Genomic DNA, 18,783 nt, shown 5'->3' on the forward strand with positions numbered 1-18,783 from the left:
TCAGACTCCTTCAAGAGAGACCGACACGTCCTCGTCCTCGTCCTGCAAGGCGTCGAGCTCGTCGGCGGTGAAATCGATGTCGTCCATGTCGACCGGGGCCCAGGTGCTCCGTGAGTCGCCCTGGCCCTCCTCGGTGACTCCGGGCCGGATGCCCAGAGCGTCGAGGCGCTTCCACAACGGAGCCAGCGAGTCCTCCGGAGACAGGGCGAACTCGCTGCTGCGGACACGCCAGAACTGCCAGCCAGCCCGGCGCAGTTCCCGGGCCCGCTCGGCGTCGTCACGGATCTGATCAAGGGTGGAGTGGTACGGGCTGCCGTCACACTCCACAGCAAGGCGGCCCGTCTCTCCAACGACGACGAGGTCGATGCGCTTGCCACTGACCTTCCATTGGGGGACGACGTGGTAACCGCGTTCCTTGATCCTTCGGAAGACTCGCTGCTCAAACAGAGAGTCGAACGGTTCGCATCGCTCATCTGGCGAGACGGCGGAGAGGCTAGGAGAGGTGCCCTGGAGCTCCGGCGGCGCCTGCATGTAGGTGAGCAGGGAGTGACGCAGGTCCCGGCTGCGCAACTGGTCGGGTGTGACGGAGGTGAACAGCCACATCTGGTCACGGGCCCTGCTGGCGGCCACATTAAACCGCCGGCCGTCGCCCTGGCCGGTCAGGGCCCGGGCGTTGTCGGCGTCGATGACCAGCGAGAGCAGGATGACGTCCCGTTCATCTCCCTGGAACTGTTCGGCTGTGCCAACGCGTATGTTGTGCCGTTCCCGGATCGCGGAGTCGATCCGCATGTCGATGAGGTTCTCCAGCAGCCTTGTCTGGTGACCGGAACGGAGCACGATGACGCCGAAACTCCGTTTCGCGTACGCCTCGTCCTGCGCGAGTTCCGCCAGTTTGGCAACGATGCGTTCGGCCTCGGGCCGGTTCACCAGAGTCTCCCGCCGTCCCTCGCAGTGACCTTCATGGACGTGGACGACTTCGAGGGGCCGCAGCCGGTCCGCTCCGTACTGCCGCAGCGGCACGAGTTCGTTGTCGGGATAGAACTGGGCGGAGGACCACTTGATGATCTCCGGCATGCACCGGAAGTGCTCGGTGAGCCGGATCGTCTCGCTGAAGCGCGCGGACAGCAGGTCGTAGAGGTTGGACTTGGGGCTGAGACCGTCTCGCTGCCAGTCAGTGAGATGGGGCAGGAGCGAGTCGAGGAGTTCGTTGAACCGCTCGTGCTTGCCGCCTGTGTAGAAGGGGACACACTGCTTGTCGTCGCCCACGACGATGATCCTCGGAGCAAGCCACAGCAGCATCAAGCCGTCCAGACCGACCTGACTCGCCTCGTCCACGATGACAACGTCGAAGGCATCCGGCTCGGGGGCGATCATTTCGGCCACCTGCTTGATCGGCATGACCCATGCCGGGACCGCGGCACGCGCGTCACGCATCGCGGAACGAGCGGCCTTCAGGTGCCGCTTACCGAGCGCCGTCATCCCCCTTCCGGCGTTCGCCGTGGCTGACGCGTAGGCGCTCAGCGCCTGCTTCTGTCCGGCCGTCATCCGGTCAAGGCAGTGGTAGAGCGCCCGGGCAGACGCCAGTTGCGTCACCGCGTCTCTCAGCTGCGCCTCGACGGCTTCCAGTTCCCCTTCCAGTTTGGCTTCCCTGCCAGGCGCCAACTTCGTGTCCTGGAAAGTACGTGCACGCCGCCATGCCCAGGCTCCGTTCAGGTCCACGAGGCGGGTCTCCCAAGCCGCCGCGGTTGGGGACTCGGCGAAACGCCGGGCCAGTTCGGGATGGTCCTCGGACAGCCGATCCAGGAGTTTGCGGGCCTCCCGGCGATCGGCTTCACGGTGGAACGCCTGGGCCAGGGAGTCGATCGCTGACGTATACGCCTGCGGATCACGGGCGGTGACGGCCCTGTGCACCTCCGCCAGTTCGGTCACTCCGTGGGTGTCGGGCCGCGGCAGCTGCTCCGCGATGGACCGCAGCCTCTCCTCCGCTTCGCGGGCACGGAGCAGCCGTTCCGCACGGATCGCCGACATACGGACGTCGTCCCACTGCTGTGCCGTCCGCACCGTGGCCTTGATCCGGGCCTTTAGCAGCACATCGTGCAGCGTACGCACGGAGTGGGCGAACCCGTCCACCGCACGAAGCGTCGGCGTCCGGTCCAGCAGCTCCGACAGAGCCACCTCCGTGGAGCCCTCGGCTGCGGGCACACCAACGCTCTGCCAGCGCTCATTCAGCTGCCGGACGCACTGGCGTGCCGCCAGGTGAGCCACCAGCGCGGAGATCTCGTCCGGGGTCGTGGGCGGCCGGCCGTCCACTCGACAATCCCGTAGGAGAACCTGAGCTTCCTTCTGCACCGCCTTCGGAGCCAGCCTGCGCAGCTTTCCGCCATCGCGCAGGAACTGTTCGAGATCTCTCCCGGCAGCTATGAGACGCGATTCCTCGGCAAGCGATACGGCCGGCACATCGAGCTCGGAGAAGGACGTGTGCCGCAGCATGCTCTGCACCTCCTCGGCACGCATGGCTGACCGGCGCACACTGTCCCAGAGCTGCTGGCGTTGGCCGGCCATTCCGTCCCGCAGGGCATGAGTGGTCCACGCTTCGGGCGCCCACGCGGCCGGCTCACCCGGCAGCCCCTCACTTTGGAGCGCGTGTTCCGCCGAGTCCAGGAGTTCCACCAGCGTCGTGATCAAACCTCGCCCCTGGTCGGCGAGTTCGAGAGCGAGCGGATCCGACTGGGCTTCGGCGCAAGCACGCATGGCGATATCCAAGGCGTGGACTGCCTCTTCGAACAGCACGGGTGCGACGAAGTCCGCGGGGTCCGGGCAACGGGCGGCATGCTCGGCTAGCACGCCGGCACCGTGGCGGGACACCAGGCCCAGCAGGCGCTGGGCCTCGTCCTGGCCCAGCGAAGGTTCTCGTGGCGCAGAGGCCGGCAGGGCCGGCATCCAGTCGTACTGCGGTGCCCCGGCCGCGACGGTCTCCACTATCTCCGCAAGCCGTCCCTGATACCCGGGTGCGACGTCGAGGTGTTCGTACCACTCCGCCTCGCGAACGACGCGGAGTTCGTCACGGAGCCGCGCTCGAGTGTCGGACAGTTCCGAGCGCAACGCCTCATAGTCCTTGATCCTCTTTCCGAGACGTTCCGTCGACTGGGTGGCACTGAGCTGGGAGAGCGCGCGCACGGACTGCTCCAGGTCGCCGCTGCCGTCCTGCCGCCGGTCGCCTTGGAGGACACACAGGCTGCGGAGCTCGGCGGGCAGTTGCTGCCGCAGGACCTTAAGCGCCTGGCCCTTCTCGCTTGTCACGAGCACTCGCTTGCCGTCGGCCAGCAGTGCACACACGAGGTTGGCGATGGTGTGCGTCTTTCCCGTACCCGGCGGCCCCTGAACGACGACGCCAGTGTCGGTCTGGAGGCGCCTCAGAACCTCCCGCTGGGCTTCGTTCGACAGCAGTGGGAACAGCGGGTCGGGGCCGAGGGCAGGCGGGACGTCGCGGCCCCCCGTTGTGCCCCACGCCCTGCGGTCCTCCGCTTCCAATTGGTACAGCAACTGAGCGAGGCCCAGCGGAGCGACAGCGCCGGGCTGGGCGAGGCGGCTCGCGATGCCGTCGTAGAAGTTCACCAGGGCACCCTGGCCCCGCTGACGGAGAATGATCGCCGGCGCGAACCCGAGCGTGGGCACCGGCAGCATCGGGTCGGCGGGCGGTCGGCTCCAAGCATGGTGGAATGCGACCGCTCGATCAGTCCCGAATGCCCGTTCCGACCAGTCACCTAGCACGTCCTGGCAGTCACGGGACAGCGGATGAAAACCCTCCGCGTCGACACGGTCTCGCAGCGGGCTCAACAGACGGGCGCTGTAGCCCGTGTCCGCGTCAAGGAACTCTCCGTCTTCCAGTCGTGCGGGATCGCCAGGTGCGAGGGCGACGGTGATGGACATATCCGTGGAATTTACGACGAGTGTCAGCGGTGCCGTCAGGATGTGCCGGGCGACACGGGCAGAAGGGCGTGCGGCCCCAACGGTCAGGAAGCCGACGCCCAGCACCGCCTCGTATTCCTCGCCGTCCTGCTGAATCCTGGTCGCCATTCGGTACAACTGCTGGTGGAGTTCCCGGTATGGCCGGTCGACACGCTCCTTCTCCGACCACTTCCGCCACGCCTCAAGCCATCGCGTGTAGGCGCGCAACACGTCGTGCGCTTCGTCCCGGCGGATCTCGGAGACCTCGACCAGGTCTCCATTCTCATCTTCCTGCCAGCCCTGCCCCGGTCCCGAGTCGGCCAGTGGCGGGGAATCGGGCGTCGCGGCGACGGCGGCCTCGGAATCGACCCACCCCACTAGCACCTCGGGCAAAACAGGAGCCGGGCGTGCCGGGCGGTGTGCCACCTTGAGCAACGCCCGGTCGCCGTCCGGGTGCCGCCGGAGCCTGTCGTCCGGCAGCCCAGAGAGCCAGAGGACCTCAGGGTACTTCTGCCAGTCGCGCACCGGCTTGTGCGATCCCCGGACAATTTCGCGCATATATTCGATGAGCTGGCGTGTGCGATGGACCGCCTCCGGGTTGTTCGCACGGAGTGGAGAGTTGAAGGACACCTATCCCCCTGACCTTGGCTCGGCAGAAAGCCTTTCAGGATTCACGAGAGAGAGGGTCACTTCAACAAGGGACGGCGAGAAAGGATAAAAAAGCCGCATTAAGCAAAAATTGGCCGTAATCAATCCATCCATCAAGAGCAAGCCCGCGCGGATTCAACCGCATGCCGACCAGCCTCACCGGCCGCGGCCTCACTCAGCCCAATCGCCACCTTGGCGACAGCTGTCACGCCCCCTGTGGAAGGAGTGACGGCTGCCACCGGCGGCCCGCGTGACCGCTCGGCCGCCACCCCGGTTCCCGCTTCCCGCGCATTACCGACCGTCCGGCCGTTCGATTGAGGCCACACCCCCACCCCCTCCACTCACCCCCCGCTCCGAAGCAGCGCGGCATCCATCACGTCACCATCCGGCCACTACAGCATATTAATTCCCAAATAACACCAAAAAGGGCATGCATGCCCCATGGGACATGCATGGGATCGCGCGGCTAACGTAGCGTCAGTTACGCCGCTGACCTGCGGGAAACGAACAAATGGGCGACGGCCTCCGGAGCCGTGTGCGCAGGTTCGAATCCTGCCGGGGGCACTTCGCAGGAAGTGCCACAAGACCCCGCCATCAGCGGAAACGCTGAGTGCGGGGTCTTCGCGCATGTACAGGCGCATGCCGTCCGAAACGACCGTGCGCCGGCCCCGTGAACGGATCCTGGGACATCCCCGCAGGTGGGGCGGCTGGACCCGGCCGGTCAACGAAGAGGGCTCATCGCACGGCCGCTCCCGGACCCGTCGTCGCGGGCGGGGTGTCCGCTCCCCAGTCCCACAGGGCTTGGAGGACGGGGCCGAGGCGCCGTCCCCGCGGGGTGAGCGCGTAGCGCACCCGCGGCGGCCAGCCGGGCCGGCGGTCGCGCTCGACGACCCCGGCCTCGCCGAGCTGCGCCAGCCGGTCGGACAGCACCTTGTCCGACAGCGCGGGCAGGGCCGCGCGCAGTTCGCTGTAGGCGCGGTCGCCGCGCAGCAGTTCGCGGACCACCAGCGTCGTCCAGCGGCCGTGCAGGGCCGCCAGCGTGATCTCCACGGGGCAGTCGGGGGTGGGCGCGGTGACGTTCGCGCGCGGGTCGTCGGGGAGTCCTGCCGGGTGACCAACCGTTCGGTGAGTCACGGGATCGCCTCCTAGCGTGTGGGGCGCTTCGATTCTCCCGGCCCGGAAGGACGTCCGTCGATCATGCGAGAACTGGCCGATCGGCCCGAAGAGGTGCCCGCGGTGTTCGCCGAGCGGTTCAACAGCGGCGACGCCGCCGCGCTGGCACAGGTCTACGAGGACGCGGCGGTGCTGGTGCCGCGGCCGGGAAAGCCGGTGACCGGCCCGGACCTGCACGCCGCCAACGGCCGCCTGCAGGAACTCGGGGCGCCCGTCTCGGTCCGTCCGCGGCATGTGTACTGCAGCGGAGACCTGGCGCTGCTGATAGTGGACTGGGTCATCGACGGGACCGACCGGGAGGGACGGGCGGTGCACGTCGAGGGCACTGCCACCGACGTCGCCCGGCGGGGCCCGGACGGCCGTTGGCGGTACGTCCTCGACAACCCCTTCGGCACCCGTGCACAGCGACTCCCCACCGAGGACACGGTGGAACCGGCTTTCTGAGCGGGCACGCCCGAAGAACGACAGGGCCCCTTGTGGATGCCGGGCCCGGACTCCCGGGAGAGCGACGGCGCGCTCAAGGCCTTCAAAACAAGGATCCGCCGAGGGGGCCGTCGAAAGCGCAGGGCCCCGGGCAGCCCCGGGGCCCTGCGCCGGGAGCAACAACCGGTCGCTAGCTCCTGCACAGCCGACAGTCCTGGAGGCCCTTCGCCTCCGCTTCCTCCCGCGAGACCTTCTCGATCCCCTTGAAGGTCTCCGGCTTGCCGTTCAGTGCGGAGCAGTCGGGGTCCGTGTGGTAACTGCTCCGGTACTCCCCCACACGTACATGGACCTCTCCCATGGGCGGTCTCCTCTCCGTTCTGCCGCTCCTGCGCCGCGCGTGACGAGTCGGTCCCGCCTGCGGTACCGCCTCGATGTGGTTCCCGGTACTCGCAGGACCACTCGTTCGGCGTAGCTGATCACTCCCGTCAACGAGCCCGGCAGGCCGAGGAAACGGCCCCTCGAAACGGCAGCCGCTCCGAACTCTCCGGACTGTCCGGGGTGTCCGGGCTGCCTTGCCGCGGCCGTCCGCCCCGCGACCGTCCGGCCGCGCGCGATGCGCACGGTCAGCCGGTCCGCCGATCGGTGGCAGCTTCATCAGGGCGCGGTTCACGCGTGTGCAGTAATTCGTTCCCACAGACCGGTGAAACGTGGAAGCGGCGGATTCACGGCTGTTTCCCGCCCCTGTCCCCGGGACGGAAGGGCTTCCCCCTGCCGGGCGGAACCGAGGCGGACCGAGGCGGACCGTTGCGGCAGTGGATCCCCCTCCGGCTCTTTGCCGGGTGCATTCCGAATTCCGTTTCGGGGGAACCCTGTTCAGCCTTTCCTTCTGCTCTGCACGCATGCCCGGCGCCGAATCCGAGGCCGAGATGCGATGTCTCCGGAAGGCCGTGACGATGGCCGGGAAGAGCGGGATGCGCCCTGCGGAGGCAGGCCGTGCATTCCGCTGAGCCGTACGCCGAAAGAGGAGAACATGACGGCAACGTCGGAAACCCCCACCCGCGAGCAGACCACCGGAGTCCAGGAGGAAGCGGGAACGGAGACCGCCTTCGGCCCGCTCCTGCTCGCCGCGCTGCTCGCCCGCCGCGAGGAGGGCGGGGGCGAGAGCATGATCGAGCACCCGCTGCTCCTCGCCGCGCTGGCACGCCGTCGTGAGGAGGGCGGGGGCGAGAGCATGATCGAGCACCCCCTCCTCCTCGCCGCCCTCATGCGCCGCCGTGAGGAGCGCGGGGGCGAGAGCATGATCGAGCACCCCCTCCTCCTCGCCGCCCTCATGCGCCGCCGCGGGGAGCGCGGGGGCGGAAGCATGATCGAGCACCCGCTGCTCCTCGCCGCCCTCATGCGCCGCCGTGAGGAGGGCGGAGGCGGAAGCATGATCGAGCACCCCCTCCTCCTCGCCGCCCTCATGCGCCGCCGTGAGGAGCGCGGAAGCGGAAGCATGATCGAGAACCCGCTGCTCCTCGCCGCCCTCATGTGCCGCCAGTAGTGGGCGACGTGGTCCGCGGCGTCCTCTCCACTGCCCGGACCGCGTCGGCCCGCTGCGGAGCGATCGCCTCGTAGAGCTCGCGAGGCACATCTTCCATCTGCTCGGGGTCCTGCCCCTCAACGCCGTACCGGTGATGGGGGGCAGGGTCCCGGCCCGGCAACCAAAGACTTGAGGAAATCACCATGGCAGCTGAGTCCGGCGAAGAAGCAGAGCGGGATCCGGTGGAATCGTTCATTGACGAGGTGTTCGAGGAAATGGTGCGCGAGGCCGGACTCTCGCACAGCACGGGTGCGAAATACAGCAAGGACCCGTTGACGGCCGCCCTGGTCGAAGCCGCTGTGGCCTCGCTGTCGAAACCGGGGCCCTCCCGGGCGTCCGAGCTGGAGAGGATGTTTTTCGCGCAGTCTCTGGCAACGGCCCTGGCGGAAGCCCTTGCCCCCGCGCTGTCGGAGGCGTTGGCCACGGAAATCATGAAGGTCCTGAACCAGCACGCGAGCTCCGGTTCCGACAACAAGGCCCGGAGCACCTCGGCCGGTCAACGCCCGAAGTAACCCGGCCCGTCGGCGGGAGGCGTCCTGGGCACGGCGGCTCGGCCGCAGGCGCCCCGCCCCGGCACGGTGGCGGTGGTGGTCTCAGCCGAGCGGGCCGCCGGTGTACGGGTCGTCGACGGTCGTGCGCCACGGGCCGCCGAGGTGTTCCAGGGCGTGCGGGTCGACGTGGTCCATCAGGTCCTCCATGCGCGACAGCAGCAGGGAGTGCACGTCGAACGCCCGCCAGGTCTCCCCGGCGCGGCCGTAGTCCCAGCGCTCCTGCTCCTCCCGCAGCCGCTGGAGGATCCAGCAGGTGCACAGCAGCGCGGAGAGGTCGCGGTTGAGGTAGGGGGCGAGCGGCGTGCCGTCGTAGGACTCCCCGTCGTAGGACTTCCCGTCGAAGGAGTCGGCCGGCACCTCCAGCCGTCCGGTGGCACCGTCCAGGAGGACGTGCAGGTCGTGGATCCAGTGGCCGACGAGGTAGAAGTCGCGCTGCCGCAGCACGGCGGGATCCGTCCCCGTGCCGGCGTCCGCGTCGGCGCCCGTGCTCCCGGCGGGTTCCGCCGCTCCCCCGACGGCGTCCCCGCCGTCGCCTTCTCCGGCCTCCTCCCCTGCCTGCTCGAAGCGTTCCGGGCTCCGCTCGGCGAAGGTGACGAGTTCCTCCTCCGAGGAGGAGAACACCTCGTTGTCCCGGGGGACGCCGACCTCCGTGAGCAGCCGCCGGGTGGGGGCGTGGGTCAGCCCGGCGGGCAGGTCCGCCTCGGCATAGCGGTACGGCTCGCCGAGGTCGGCGACGAGTTCCGGGGTGATCTCGAAGGCCGGGCCGCCCTCGCCGCCGGGCATCGCGACCCACCGCATGCTGCGGATCAGCACGGCGGTGTTCCAGTGGGCGGGTGTGCCGCCCTCCGGGAAGACCTCCGGGTCGACGGCCCGCATGCGCTCCTCGGCCAGCCGGTTGACCGCCTCGACGGCGGCCGGGCCGCGGCGGCCGCCGAGCAGTTCCGGGGACGTGGCGGCGCGCCACACGCGCTCGGTCTCCAGCATCAGGTGCACCAGCGTCGACAGGTCCGAGGCGATCGGGTCGAGTGCCGGCATCCCGTCGACGGCGCGGCCCCAGGAGGCCAGGTGGACCTGTCCGGTCTCCCCGTCCAGCACGACGTGACTGCCGTGGTACGCGGGCTCGCCGAGCACCAGCAGCCGCCGGGCCCCGGGGGCGGTGTTCGGCAGTCCCCCGGTGACCGGCGGGAGCGCGTCGTCGTGGTGGAGGCCCAGTTCCAGGTCGGCCAGGTCGGCGGGGAGGCCGATCGCGGTCAGGAAGCGGCGGCTGGGGCCGTGCGGCAGCAGGTCCGTGGGCGGCAGGAGGTGTTCGGGCAGCCGTGTCACGCCGTCGGCGCCGAACCAGTGCTCCATCTGCCCGGCCGTCACTTCGGTCCGCATGCCTTCCACTGCCCGCCCCTTCTGCCTGGTGCTGCCGCTCAGCCGGCTCGCGTCCCTGCCTCTGCTCGTGCTTCTGCCTGCTCGGGCGGTCCCCGCCCGGTTACGGGGCCGCGTGGAGGTCCTTGCGCATGGCGGTGCGCAGTTCCTCGAGCGCGTCGCCGAATGCGGCGTGGCCGGTGGTCCAGCGTTCCTCGGGGTGGACGGCGCCGGCCTCCAGGCTGTCGGAGAGGTCGCGCAGCCGTCGCAGGGCCCGTTCGGAGGGGCCGACGACGGCTTCGGGCGCCACGATCGCCATCTGGTGGCGCAGTTCGTAGGCGCCGCCGCTGCGGAACCGCTCCCCCGCCCGCTCGGCGCGCTCGTCGGCGGGCAGGTCCGGGGAGCGGGCGATGTCGCGCAGCTGGTTCCTGGTGCGGGAGAGGGCGGCGAGGTACTCGGCGTACAGCTGCCGCCGGACCTCCCGTTCCTTGGAGAACTGGTCGCGCTTCCAGCGCGAGCGTTCCGCGAAGAGCGTCGCGCCGATGCCGACGGCCGCGCCGAGTCCGGTGCCTATGAGAGTCCCCCAGTCCACTGCCACACGGTATCCCGCGGGGCGGACACCGGTGGCGGCAACTCCGGGGGCCGGACAGGGTGTTCAGGGCATGATCAGGACGGCGACGCCGTTGACGCGGTCGGCGGCGAGGTCGTCCAGGGCCCGGTCGGCGCGGTCGAAGGGGTAGGGGGTCACGCGGGGACGGATGCGGTGCTCGGCGGCCGCGGCCAGGAAGTCCCGGCCGTCCTCCCGGGTGTTGGCGGTGACGCTGCGCAGGGTGCGTTCGCGGAAGAGGTGGCGGGCGTAGTCCAGTGGCGGGACGTCGGTCAGGTGGATGCCCGCGACGCTGAGGGTGCCGCCGGAGTCCAGTGCCTCCAGGGCGACGGGGACGAGGTCGCCGACGGGGGCGAACAGGATGGCCGCGTCGAGCGGTTCCGGGGGCGCGTCGTAGGCGTCGCCGGCCGAGGCCGCGCCGAGTTCCAGGGCGAGGGCCCGGGCGGCCGGGGAGCGGGTGAGGACGTGCACCACCGCGCCCTGCGCGGCGGCGAGCTGCGCGGTGAGGTGGGCGGAGCCGCCGTAGCCGTAGACGCCGAGCCGCCCGCCGGGCGGCAGTTCGGCGCGGCGCAGGGCGCGGTGGCCGATGATGCCGGCGCACAGCAGCGGGGCGAGTTCGGCGTCGGCGCAGCCGGCGGGCAGTTCGTAGGCGTAGGCGGCGGGGACGGTGGCGTACTCGGCGTAGCCGCCGTCCGCGTCCCAGCCGGTGTAGAGGGAGGAGGGGCACAGGTTCTCCTGCCCGCGCAGGCAGTAGCGGCAGCGCCCGCAGGTGCGCCGCAGCCACGGGACGCCGACCCGCGTCCCGGGCGGCGGGCCCTGGGCGCGGGCGCCGGCCGCGACGACCTCGCCGACGGCCTCGTGGCCGGGGACGACGGGGGTGCGGTGCGGTGCGAGGTCGCCGTCGCGCACGTGCAGGTCGGTGCGGCACACGCCGCAGACGCGCACCCGCACGAGCAGTTCGTCGGCGGCGGGCTCGGGCACCGGCAGCTCGGCCGGTTCGAGCCGTCCGGGGGTGCGGACCGTCCACGCCCGCATCGTCGCGGGGATCGCGGCGCCCGCCGTGTCCACCGTGCCCATCGCGGCCACCTCCGTCTGCTCCGTACGGTGCGTTCGCCCCGCCCACCACCGTCCGCCCCGTCCGGCCCGTCCGCCACCGCAGGGCCGTCGGGCCGTTTCCGCGCGCCGGGTCCTGTCCCCGGCGGGCGCCGGGGCCGCGGGGGCCCGCCTCCGGTGGGCGGACGTGCGGCGGGCCCGATGGGGGCGGATGCCCGACCTGCGGTCGGACAATCCCGAGAACGCAACGCCCGGTATGCGACATTGCTCCCATGAGTGGAACCGTGCCTCCGACCGCCGTGCGGGTGCCGCGGCGCCGCGGCACGGAGCTGCTGCTGACGGCCGCGGCCGTGGGGATCTGCGCCTACGGGTACGCGAACGTGGGACTGGCCGCGGAGGGGACGGTGCCGCCGGACACCGCCTCCCGCGCCGCCGGGCTCGGCGCGCTCGCCCTCGCCGCCCACCTGGTGGTGCGCCGGTGCGCCCCCTGCGCCGATCCGCTGGTCCTGCCGGTCACGGTGCTGCTCAACGGCATCGGACTGGTCGTGGTGCACCGTCTGGACCTGGACACCCCGGGGCCCCCGGCGGCCCCCGCGCAGCTGATGTGCTCGGCCCTGGGGATCGTGGTGTTCGCGGTCGTCCTACTGGTGCTGCGCGACCACCGGCTGCTGCGGCGCCGCGCCGGCCTCCTCGGCGTCGGCGCGCTGGTGCTGACGGCGGCCCCGCTGTTCTTCCCCGCGGTCAACGGGGCGCGGCTCTGGATCCGGGCGGGCGGGTTCTCCGTCCAGCCGAGCGAGTTCGCCAAGGTGATGCTGGCCGTCTTCTTCGCCGCCCGGCTGGCGGACGTCCACCGCGTGGCGGGCGGGCGCCGCCTGCCGCGCGGCGGGGGGCGGAGGGGGAAGGGCAAGGGCAAGAACAAGGAGGAGAAGGGGGAGGGCGGGGAGCGGTGCCGGGTGGTGGTGTCCCGGCGCGTGCTCGCGCCCGTGGTGGCGGTCTGGCTGGCCGGGGTCGGGCTGCTGGTGGCGGAACGGGACCTCGGTGCCTCGCTGCTGCTGTCCGGCCTGTTCGTGGTGTTCCTGTACGTCTCCCTCGGGCGGCCGGGGTGGGTCGCCGCCGGGCTGCTGCCGGTCGTGGCCGGGGCCGTGGTGGTCGCGGCGCTGGAGCCGCACGTGCACGGCCGGTTGCAGGAGTGGCTGCACCCGCTGGCCGGTTACGAGGCCGGCGAGGGGACGGGGCAGCTGGCCCAGTCGCTGTTCGCGTTCGCCTCCGGGGGGCTGCTGGGGACGGGGCTGGGCGAGGGGCACTCCGTGATGATCGGGTTCGCCGTGAAGTCCGACTTCGTCCTGGCCACCGTCGGGGAGGAGCTGGGGCTGGTCGGGCTGACCGCCGTCCTGCTGCTGTACGCCCTGCTGGTGACCCGCGGGTACCGCTGCGGCCTGGCCCTGCCCGACCGCTTCGGCCGGCTGCTCGCGGTGGGGCTGGCCACCCTGGTGGGGCTGCAGGTGTTCGTGATCGCGGGGGGCGTCACCGGGCTGGTTCCGCTGACCGGGATGGCGATGCCGTTCCTGGCGCAGGGCGGCTCCTCGGTCGTCACCAACTGGATCGTCGTCGCGTTGTTCGTCCGGCTCTCGGACGCCGCCCGCGCCCCGGTGGCGATGCCGGCGGCGCGCCCCGCCGCACCGCGGGACGAGGCGCGGGAGGAGGCCCGGGACGAGGCGCGGGAGGAGGCCCGGGAGGAGGCCGCGGACGCCGTCCCGGCGGCGGGCCCGGAGGCCGCACCGGCTCCGGCCGGGGCCGTGGCCGACGGGGTGGCGGGGGGTGCGGTCCGGTGACCCGCTGCACGCGGCACGTCGCGTTCCTGGGCCTGGTGCTGCTGGCCGGGCTGCTGTTCCAGGGGTCGCGCATCCAGGTGGTGGAGGCGGACGCGTACGCGGAGCACCCTGCGAACCCGCGTCCGGCGCTGGCCCGCTGGAACCGGCCCCGGGGGGACGTCGTGGTGGGCGGCCGCCCGGTGACCGGGTCCGCCGCGACGGGTGAGGACTTCGCGTACCGCCGCACCTACACCGACGGCCCCCTGTACGCGCCGGTCACCGGTTTCGCCTCGCACCTGTACGGCACCTCCGGCCTGGAGGAGTCGGAGGACGCGGTGCTGTCCGGCAGGGACGCGCGCCTTTCGGCCCTGGGGCCGATGACCGCGCTGACCCGCGAGCCCGAGCCCGGCGGGGACGTGGTGACCACCCTCGACCCGGCGGTGCAGCGTGCCGCGTACAAGGCGCTGGCGGGGCGGAAGGGGGCGCTGGCCGCGGTGGAGCCGTCCACCGGGCGCGTCCTGGCCCTGGTCAGTGCCCCGTCCTACGATCCGTCGTCGCTGGCCGGCGGCGGGCGGCGGGCCCGGGAGGCCTGGGAGAAGCTGTCGAAGGACCCGTCGCGGCCGATGCTCGACCGGGCCCTGAGCCGCACCTATCCGCCGGGGTCGGCCTTCAAGGCGGTGACGGCGACGGCGGCGCTGACGGCCGGGGCGGTGACCGACCTCGACGAGCCGACGGGCTTCCCCGAGCCGTACCGGCTGCCGAACACGACGTGGGACCTGGAGAACGGGCCCGGGGTGGAGAACTGCGAGGACGCTCCGCTGCGGTACGCCTTCGCCGTCTCCTGCAACACCGTGCTGGCCCGGCTCGCGGTGGAGGTGGGGCCGGAGGCGATGTCCAGGACCGCGGAGGCCTTCGGGTTCAACGCGGACCCGTCCCCGAGGATCCCGCTGCCGGTCGCGCGGAGCGTGTTCGACACCTCCGTGGACGACGCGCAGCTGGCACTGTCCTCGATCGGCCAGTACAACACCCGGGCGACGCCGCTGCAGATGGCGATGGTGGCGGCGGCGATCGCCAACGACGGCCTGCTGATGCGGCCCTACCTGGTGGACCGGGTCACCGACGGCGGGGGGCGCACCGTGGAGCGGACGGTGCCTCAGGCCATGGGCCGGCCCATGGGGCCCGGGGTGGCCGGGCTGATGCGGGAGCTGATGGAGACGGCGGTCGCCGAGGGCAGCGGCCGCAAGGCGGCCGTGCCGGGGGCCGTGGTCGGCGGCAAGACGGGCACCGCGCAGCACGGCGAGGCGAACGCGGGCATGCCGTACGCCTGGTTCATCTCCTACGCCCGGCCGGAGGGCGCCCCCGAGACCGGGGCCGCGATCGCGCTGGCGGTGGTGGTCGAGGACGGGGCGGCCGACCGGGACAGGATCAGCGGCGGCGGGATCGCCGCCCCGCTGGCGCAGAAGGTGATCCGGGCGGCGCTGCGCTGAGGACCTCTGGGGCGGAGCCGAGGCTCCCGGGGCGGAGCCGAGGCCCCGGGGCCGAGGTGGCCGGGGGCGGGCCGGGTCCGCCGGCGGGGCCGGCCGGGCCCGGGCGGTACCGGTACTCCGGCCGCCCGCGCGGCCGGGGTCCCGTGCGCGTGCGCGTTCCGGGGTCAGTCCGCGGCGCCGCGGGCGACGGCTTCGGCGACCTCGGCGACGCGTTCGGCCTCCTCCGCGGCGAACCGCTGCGCGTCGAGCCGTTCGGCGATCTCCTCGTCCTGGCGCATCAGCAGGTCGAGGTTGCTGTCGCCGAGGTCGAAGACGCCCATGTCCGCGTAGGCCTGCTGCAGCCGCTCGCCCCACAGCCCGATGTCCTTGACGCAGGGCACGATGCGGCTGAAGAGCAGTTTGCGGAAGAGCCGCAGGAACTCGGAGTTCTCGCTCATCTCGGCCGCGTCGGCCGGCGGGATGCCGAAGTTCTCCAGCACCTCCACGCCGCGCAGCCGGTCCCTCATGAGGTGGCAGCCCTCGATGACGAACTCCTCGCGCTCGCGCAGTTCGGCGTCGGTGAGCTGCTTGTAGTAGTCGCGCAGGGCCATCCGGCCGAAGGCCACGTGGCGGGCCTCGTCCTGCATGACGTAGGCGAGGATCTGCTTGGGCAGCGGCTTGTCCGTGGTGTCGCGCAGCATGCCGAACGCGGCCAGGGCCAGGCCCTCGATGAGCACCTGCATGCCCAGGTAGGGCATGTCCCAGCGGGAGTCGCGCAGGGTGTCGCCGAGCAGGCCCTGGAGCTGGTCGTTGACGGGGTAGAGCAGGCCGATCTTCTCGTGGAGGAAGCGGGCGTACAGCTCGGCGTGGCGGGCCTCGTCCATGGTCTGGGTGGCGGAGTAGAACTTGGCGTCCAGGTCGGGCGCGGACTGCACGATGCGGGCGGCGCAGACCATGGCGCCCTGCTCGCCGTGGAGGAACTGGCTGAACTGCCAGGAGGCGTAGTGGCGGCGCAGCTCGCGGCGGTCGGCCTCGCTCATCCGGTCCCAGTAGGGGGTGCCGTAGGGGGTGAGGGCCTGGTCGGGGACGCCGAGGGGGTCGTAGGGGTCGACCTCCAGGTCCCAGTCGATGCGCCGGGCGGCGTCCCACTGCTTGTCCTTGCCCTTCTGGTACAGGGCCAGCAGCCGGTCCCGGCCGTCGTCGTAGTCCCAGGTGAAACGGGCGGACCCGGCCGCCGGGACCTCCCAGCCGGTCGCGGACGCGGGCTGTGCGTAGAGCTCGTGCGTCGACATCGACGCCTCCTTCCACCGCGGCATCGCCCCGAGGGCCGGGGCACTCGGCAGCGTCACACGGTCCGGACAGGGGGTCAACAAGTGGCGCGCGGGGACTTGACGACCTTGCTGACACGGAGTCTCATAAGAGGTGACCGCGGGTAACCCCCTTCCCTCCGGAGGCCCACCCTCATGACAGTCACCGAAGACCGCGACGCACTGGGCGCCCTCAAGGAGCGGGAGCAGGTGGCCGAGCGGCTGCTCGAAGCATCCGCCAGGCACTCCTTCGACCCCGACACCGAACTGGACTGGGACGCGCCCTTCGAGGAGGGCAAGTGGTTCTGGCCCCCCGAGCTGTGCTCCCTCTACGACACCCCGCTGTGGCACGGCATGTCCGAGGAGCAGCGGATCGAGCTGAGCAAGCACGAGGCCGCCAGCACCGCCTCGGTCGGCATCTGGTTCGAGGTCATCCTGATGCAGCTGCTGGCCCGGCACGTGTTCGACCTCGACCCGACCAGCAAGCACGTGCGCTACGCGCTCACCGAGGTCGAGGACGAGTGCCGGCACTCGAAGATGTTCGCCCGACTGATCACCCGTCTGGGCACCCCGGTCTACCTGCCCAACCGGCTCAACCACAACCTCGGCCGGCTGATGAAGACCGTCTCCACCACCCCCGGGTCGTTCACCGCGACCCTGCTGGTGGAGGAGATCCTGGACTGGATGCAGCGGCTGACCTTCCCGGACGAGAACATCCAGCCGCTGATCCGCGGCGTCACGCGGATCCACGTCGTCGAGGAGGCCCGGCACGTGCGCTACGCGCGCGAGGAGCTGCGCCGCCAGATGCGCACCTGCCCGCGCTGGGAGGCCGAGCTGACCCGGATCACCTCCGGCGAGGCCGCCCGCGTGGTCGCCCAGTCCCTGATCAGCCCCCGCGTGTACACCGCGGTCGGCCTCGACCCGGCACAGGCCGTGGCACAGGTGAGGGCCAGCGCACACCGCCGGGACGTGATGCGGCGGTCGGCGAGCCACCTGACGGGCTTCCTGGACGAGATCGGGGTGATCCGCGGCGTCGGCAGGAAGCTGTGGAAGAGCTCCGGCCTCCTGGGCTGACCCGCCCCCGGACCGCCGTCGCGCCGGCCTGTCGATGCCCGTTGCACGGGCCGGCGCGCCGGCCCCTCGCACGGGCCGGCGCGAAGGGCCCCGTGGCGGCCGGCGGCACCGCCTAAGCTGCCAGGCATGGATGGCCATGCGGCAGACACCACCGTGACCGCCACACCCCGGGCGGCGAGGGGCGCGTACCGGCGGCTGCCGGTCGCGCAGCGGCGCGAGCAACTCCTCGCAGCCGCCCTGGGCCTGTTCGGCGCCTGCGCGCCCGAGGAGGTCACCGTGGACGCCGTCGCCGCGGCGGCGGGCGTCTCGCGCCCCCTGGTGTACCGCTACTTCCCCGGCGGCAGGCAGCAGATCTACGAGACGGCCCTGCGCAGCGCGGCCGACCAGCTGATGCGCTGCTTCCAGGAGCCCGCCGAGGGCACGCCCACCCAGCGGCTGTCCAACGCCGTCGACCGGTACCTGGCCTTCGTCCGCGAGCACGAGGCCGGCTACTCGGCGCTCCTGCGCGGCGGGAGCGTCGTGGAGACCACCCGGACCACGGCGATCGTCGACGACGTGCGGCGCGGCGCCGCCGAGGAGATCCTGCGGCACCTGATGGCCGAGGACGCCGGACCCCGCCTGCGGATGACCGTGCGGTCGTGGATCGCCTCGGCGGAGGCGATCTCCCTCACCTGGATCGACCAGGGGCTGCGGCCGGCCGCGGAAGAACTGCGGGCCTGGCTGGTCGACCAGTTCGTGGGGCTGCTGGCCGTGGGCGCGGCGGGCGACGAGGAGACGGCCGAGGTGGTGCGCCGGGTGCTGGGGGCGGAGGGGCCCGACAGCCCGGCCGGTGACCTGGCCCGCCGGCTGCTGCCCCTGGCCGGGAGCGCGCAGCACCTGCTCTGAGCCCGGCCCGGGCGGGCGGCACGGCACGGCACGGGCGGGCGGCACGGCACAGGCGGGCGGCACGGCGCAGGACGGCACGGCGCAGGACGGCACGGGCGGCCCGGCACGGGCGGCCCGGCACGGGCGGCCCGGCACGGGCGGCCCGGCACGGGCGGCCCGGCACGGGACGGGACGGCGTTGGGCGCGTCACGGGCGGCACGGCACGGGTCGGCGCGGAGCAGGACCGGGCGCGGTGCCGCGGGGCCGCGGCCGGGTGGGATGCTGGTGGGGTGAGGAGCGAGAACACGCAGTTCGTCGGCGGGCCGCTGGACGGCCGCGTCCTGCCGGTGCTGGTCGGCATGCTCGGCAACCCGCCCCGGGTGTACCGGGTGCCGGTGCCCGGTCCCGACGGAGCGCCGGCCACCGAGTACGTCTACCACCGCGCTCCCCACCCGGACCCGCGGCGGGGCAGGACCTCCCGCTGGCGCTACGAGTACGACCCGCTGGGCCGCCGGCCGGACCTGCCGAAGTGGCCCTGGAGCCGCGGCTGAGCCCGAGGGCGGCGAACGGGCCCCGCGTCCGCCGGGCTCACCGGGTCCGGGTCGGGCGGTCGATAGGGGCGGGCCGGGCGGGGCCGGGGCCGACCGGGTCCGACCGGGGCCGGGGCCGGTAGGGGCCGACCCGGTCGGGCCAGCGGGCGCCGGGGGCCGGTGTTTCCCCCGTCCGGCGGTCCCGGTCCGTGCCCGTGGCTCCGAACGGGGCCGTGCAGGTGCCCCGTCCGGGCGAGGCGGGCCACCGGCGTTGGTAACCCGGGCGGGTGACGGTCCGTGGAATACCTCCGAGAGACCCTGCCGAAGACATGACTGTTCGTGGCAGGATCGGTCGGGGTCTGCCGATCGCGGCCCGATTCACTCGGAGGTGAC

The 18,783-nt window shown here is 72.2% G+C and carries 15 protein-coding genes; 8 read left to right on the forward strand and 7 right to left on the reverse strand.

Translation table 11 applies throughout. The features are described 5' to 3' along the window. Positions 1-4,578: an AAA domain-containing protein gene (locus tag GQS52_RS08100; RefSeq protein ID WP_259370652.1), complete on the reverse strand. Its 4,578-nt coding sequence runs from the start codon at positions 4,576-4,578 to the stop codon at positions 1-3. A gap of 753 nt (positions 4,579-5,331) precedes the next feature. Beyond that, positions 5,332-5,730, reverse strand: coding sequence for a helix-turn-helix domain-containing protein (locus GQS52_RS08105; RefSeq protein ID WP_182312753.1), 399 nt, complete (start codon positions 5,728-5,730; stop codon positions 5,332-5,334). A gap of 63 nt (positions 5,731-5,793) precedes the next feature. Between GQS52_RS08105 and GQS52_RS08110 the strand changes: the two genes are divergently transcribed. After that, entirely contained in the window at positions 5,794-6,213 is a 420-nt protein-coding gene (locus GQS52_RS08110) for a DUF4440 domain-containing protein (RefSeq protein ID WP_182312754.1), read from the forward strand. Positions 6,214-6,382: 169 nt separating this feature from the next. On the opposite strand, the gene GQS52_RS08115 is transcribed toward GQS52_RS08110, so the two are convergent. Continuing rightward, the gene (locus GQS52_RS08115) at positions 6,383-6,550 is read right to left on the reverse strand and encodes a hypothetical protein (RefSeq protein ID WP_182312755.1); all 168 of its coding nucleotides are present in this window, start codon (positions 6,548-6,550) and stop codon (positions 6,383-6,385) included. Positions 6,551-7,222: 672 nt separating this feature from the next. Between GQS52_RS08115 and GQS52_RS08120 the strand changes: the two genes are divergently transcribed. Continuing rightward, complete coding sequence (locus GQS52_RS08120; protein ID WP_182312756.1) at positions 7,223-7,735, forward strand: hypothetical protein; 513 nt, start codon at positions 7,223-7,225, stop codon at positions 7,733-7,735. A gap of 182 nt (positions 7,736-7,917) precedes the next feature. Further along, positions 7,918-8,286, forward strand: a complete 369-nt coding sequence (locus tag GQS52_RS08125; protein ID WP_182312757.1) for a hypothetical protein — start codon at positions 7,918-7,920, stop codon at positions 8,284-8,286. A gap of 81 nt (positions 8,287-8,367) precedes the next feature. On the opposite strand, the gene GQS52_RS08130 is transcribed toward GQS52_RS08125, so the two are convergent. From GQS52_RS08130 to GQS52_RS08140, 3 genes are all read right to left on the reverse strand, one after another. Continuing rightward, positions 8,368-9,702, reverse strand: coding sequence for an SUKH-4 family immunity protein (locus GQS52_RS08130; protein WP_182312758.1), 1,335 nt, complete (start codon positions 9,700-9,702; stop codon positions 8,368-8,370). A gap of 100 nt (positions 9,703-9,802) precedes the next feature. Further along, the gene (locus tag GQS52_RS08135) at positions 9,803-10,270 is read right to left on the reverse strand and encodes a hypothetical protein (RefSeq protein ID WP_259370653.1); all 468 of its coding nucleotides are present in this window, start codon (positions 10,268-10,270) and stop codon (positions 9,803-9,805) included. A 63-nt stretch (positions 10,271-10,333) separates the two neighbouring features. Next, positions 10,334-11,320 (reverse strand): zinc-dependent alcohol dehydrogenase family protein, encoded by a 987-nt coding sequence (locus tag GQS52_RS08140; RefSeq protein WP_182316290.1) that lies wholly within the window; start codon positions 11,318-11,320, stop codon positions 10,334-10,336. A 290-nt stretch (positions 11,321-11,610) separates the two neighbouring features. Between GQS52_RS08140 and GQS52_RS08145 the strand changes: the two genes are divergently transcribed. Further along, the gene (locus tag GQS52_RS08145; protein WP_182312759.1) at positions 11,611-13,170 is read left to right on the forward strand and encodes an FtsW/RodA/SpoVE family cell cycle protein; all 1,560 of its coding nucleotides are present in this window, start codon (positions 11,611-11,613) and stop codon (positions 13,168-13,170) included. After that, a complete protein-coding gene (locus GQS52_RS08150) occupies positions 13,167-14,636 on the forward strand; it encodes a penicillin-binding transpeptidase domain-containing protein (RefSeq protein ID WP_182312760.1) in 1,470 nt (489 codons plus the stop codon). The genes GQS52_RS08145 and GQS52_RS08150 overlap by 4 nt, the downstream gene beginning before the upstream one ends. Positions 14,637-14,800: 164 nt before the next feature. Here the strand turns inward: GQS52_RS08150 and GQS52_RS08155 are convergent, their stop codons facing one another. Further along, positions 14,801-15,907: a ferritin-like domain-containing protein gene (locus tag GQS52_RS08155; protein WP_182312761.1), complete on the reverse strand. Its 1,107-nt coding sequence runs from the start codon at positions 15,905-15,907 to the stop codon at positions 14,801-14,803. Positions 15,908-16,078: 171 nt separating this feature from the next. Between GQS52_RS08155 and GQS52_RS08160 the strand changes: the two genes are divergently transcribed. The 3 genes from GQS52_RS08160 (at position 16,079) to GQS52_RS08170 (ending at position 18,411) form a co-directional block, all read left to right on the forward strand. Further along, positions 16,079-16,996, forward strand: coding sequence for a diiron oxygenase (locus GQS52_RS08160; RefSeq protein WP_182312762.1), 918 nt, complete (start codon positions 16,079-16,081; stop codon positions 16,994-16,996). 126 nt (positions 16,997-17,122) lie between these two features. After that, positions 17,123-17,881 (forward strand): TetR family transcriptional regulator, encoded by a 759-nt coding sequence (locus GQS52_RS08165; protein WP_182312763.1) that lies wholly within the window; start codon positions 17,123-17,125, stop codon positions 17,879-17,881. Between the two features lie 269 nt (positions 17,882-18,150). Next, on the forward strand, positions 18,151-18,411 hold the full coding sequence (locus GQS52_RS08170; protein WP_182312764.1) for a hypothetical protein: 261 nt from the start codon (positions 18,151-18,153) through the stop codon (positions 18,409-18,411). Positions 18,412-18,783: the final 372 nt, after the last annotated feature.

This window comes from Streptomyces sp. SCUT-3, from assembly GCF_014083985.1.
In the GTDB taxonomy this organism is placed as follows: domain Bacteria; phylum Actinomycetota; class Actinomycetes; order Streptomycetales; family Streptomycetaceae; genus Streptomyces_H; species Streptomyces_H thermolineatus.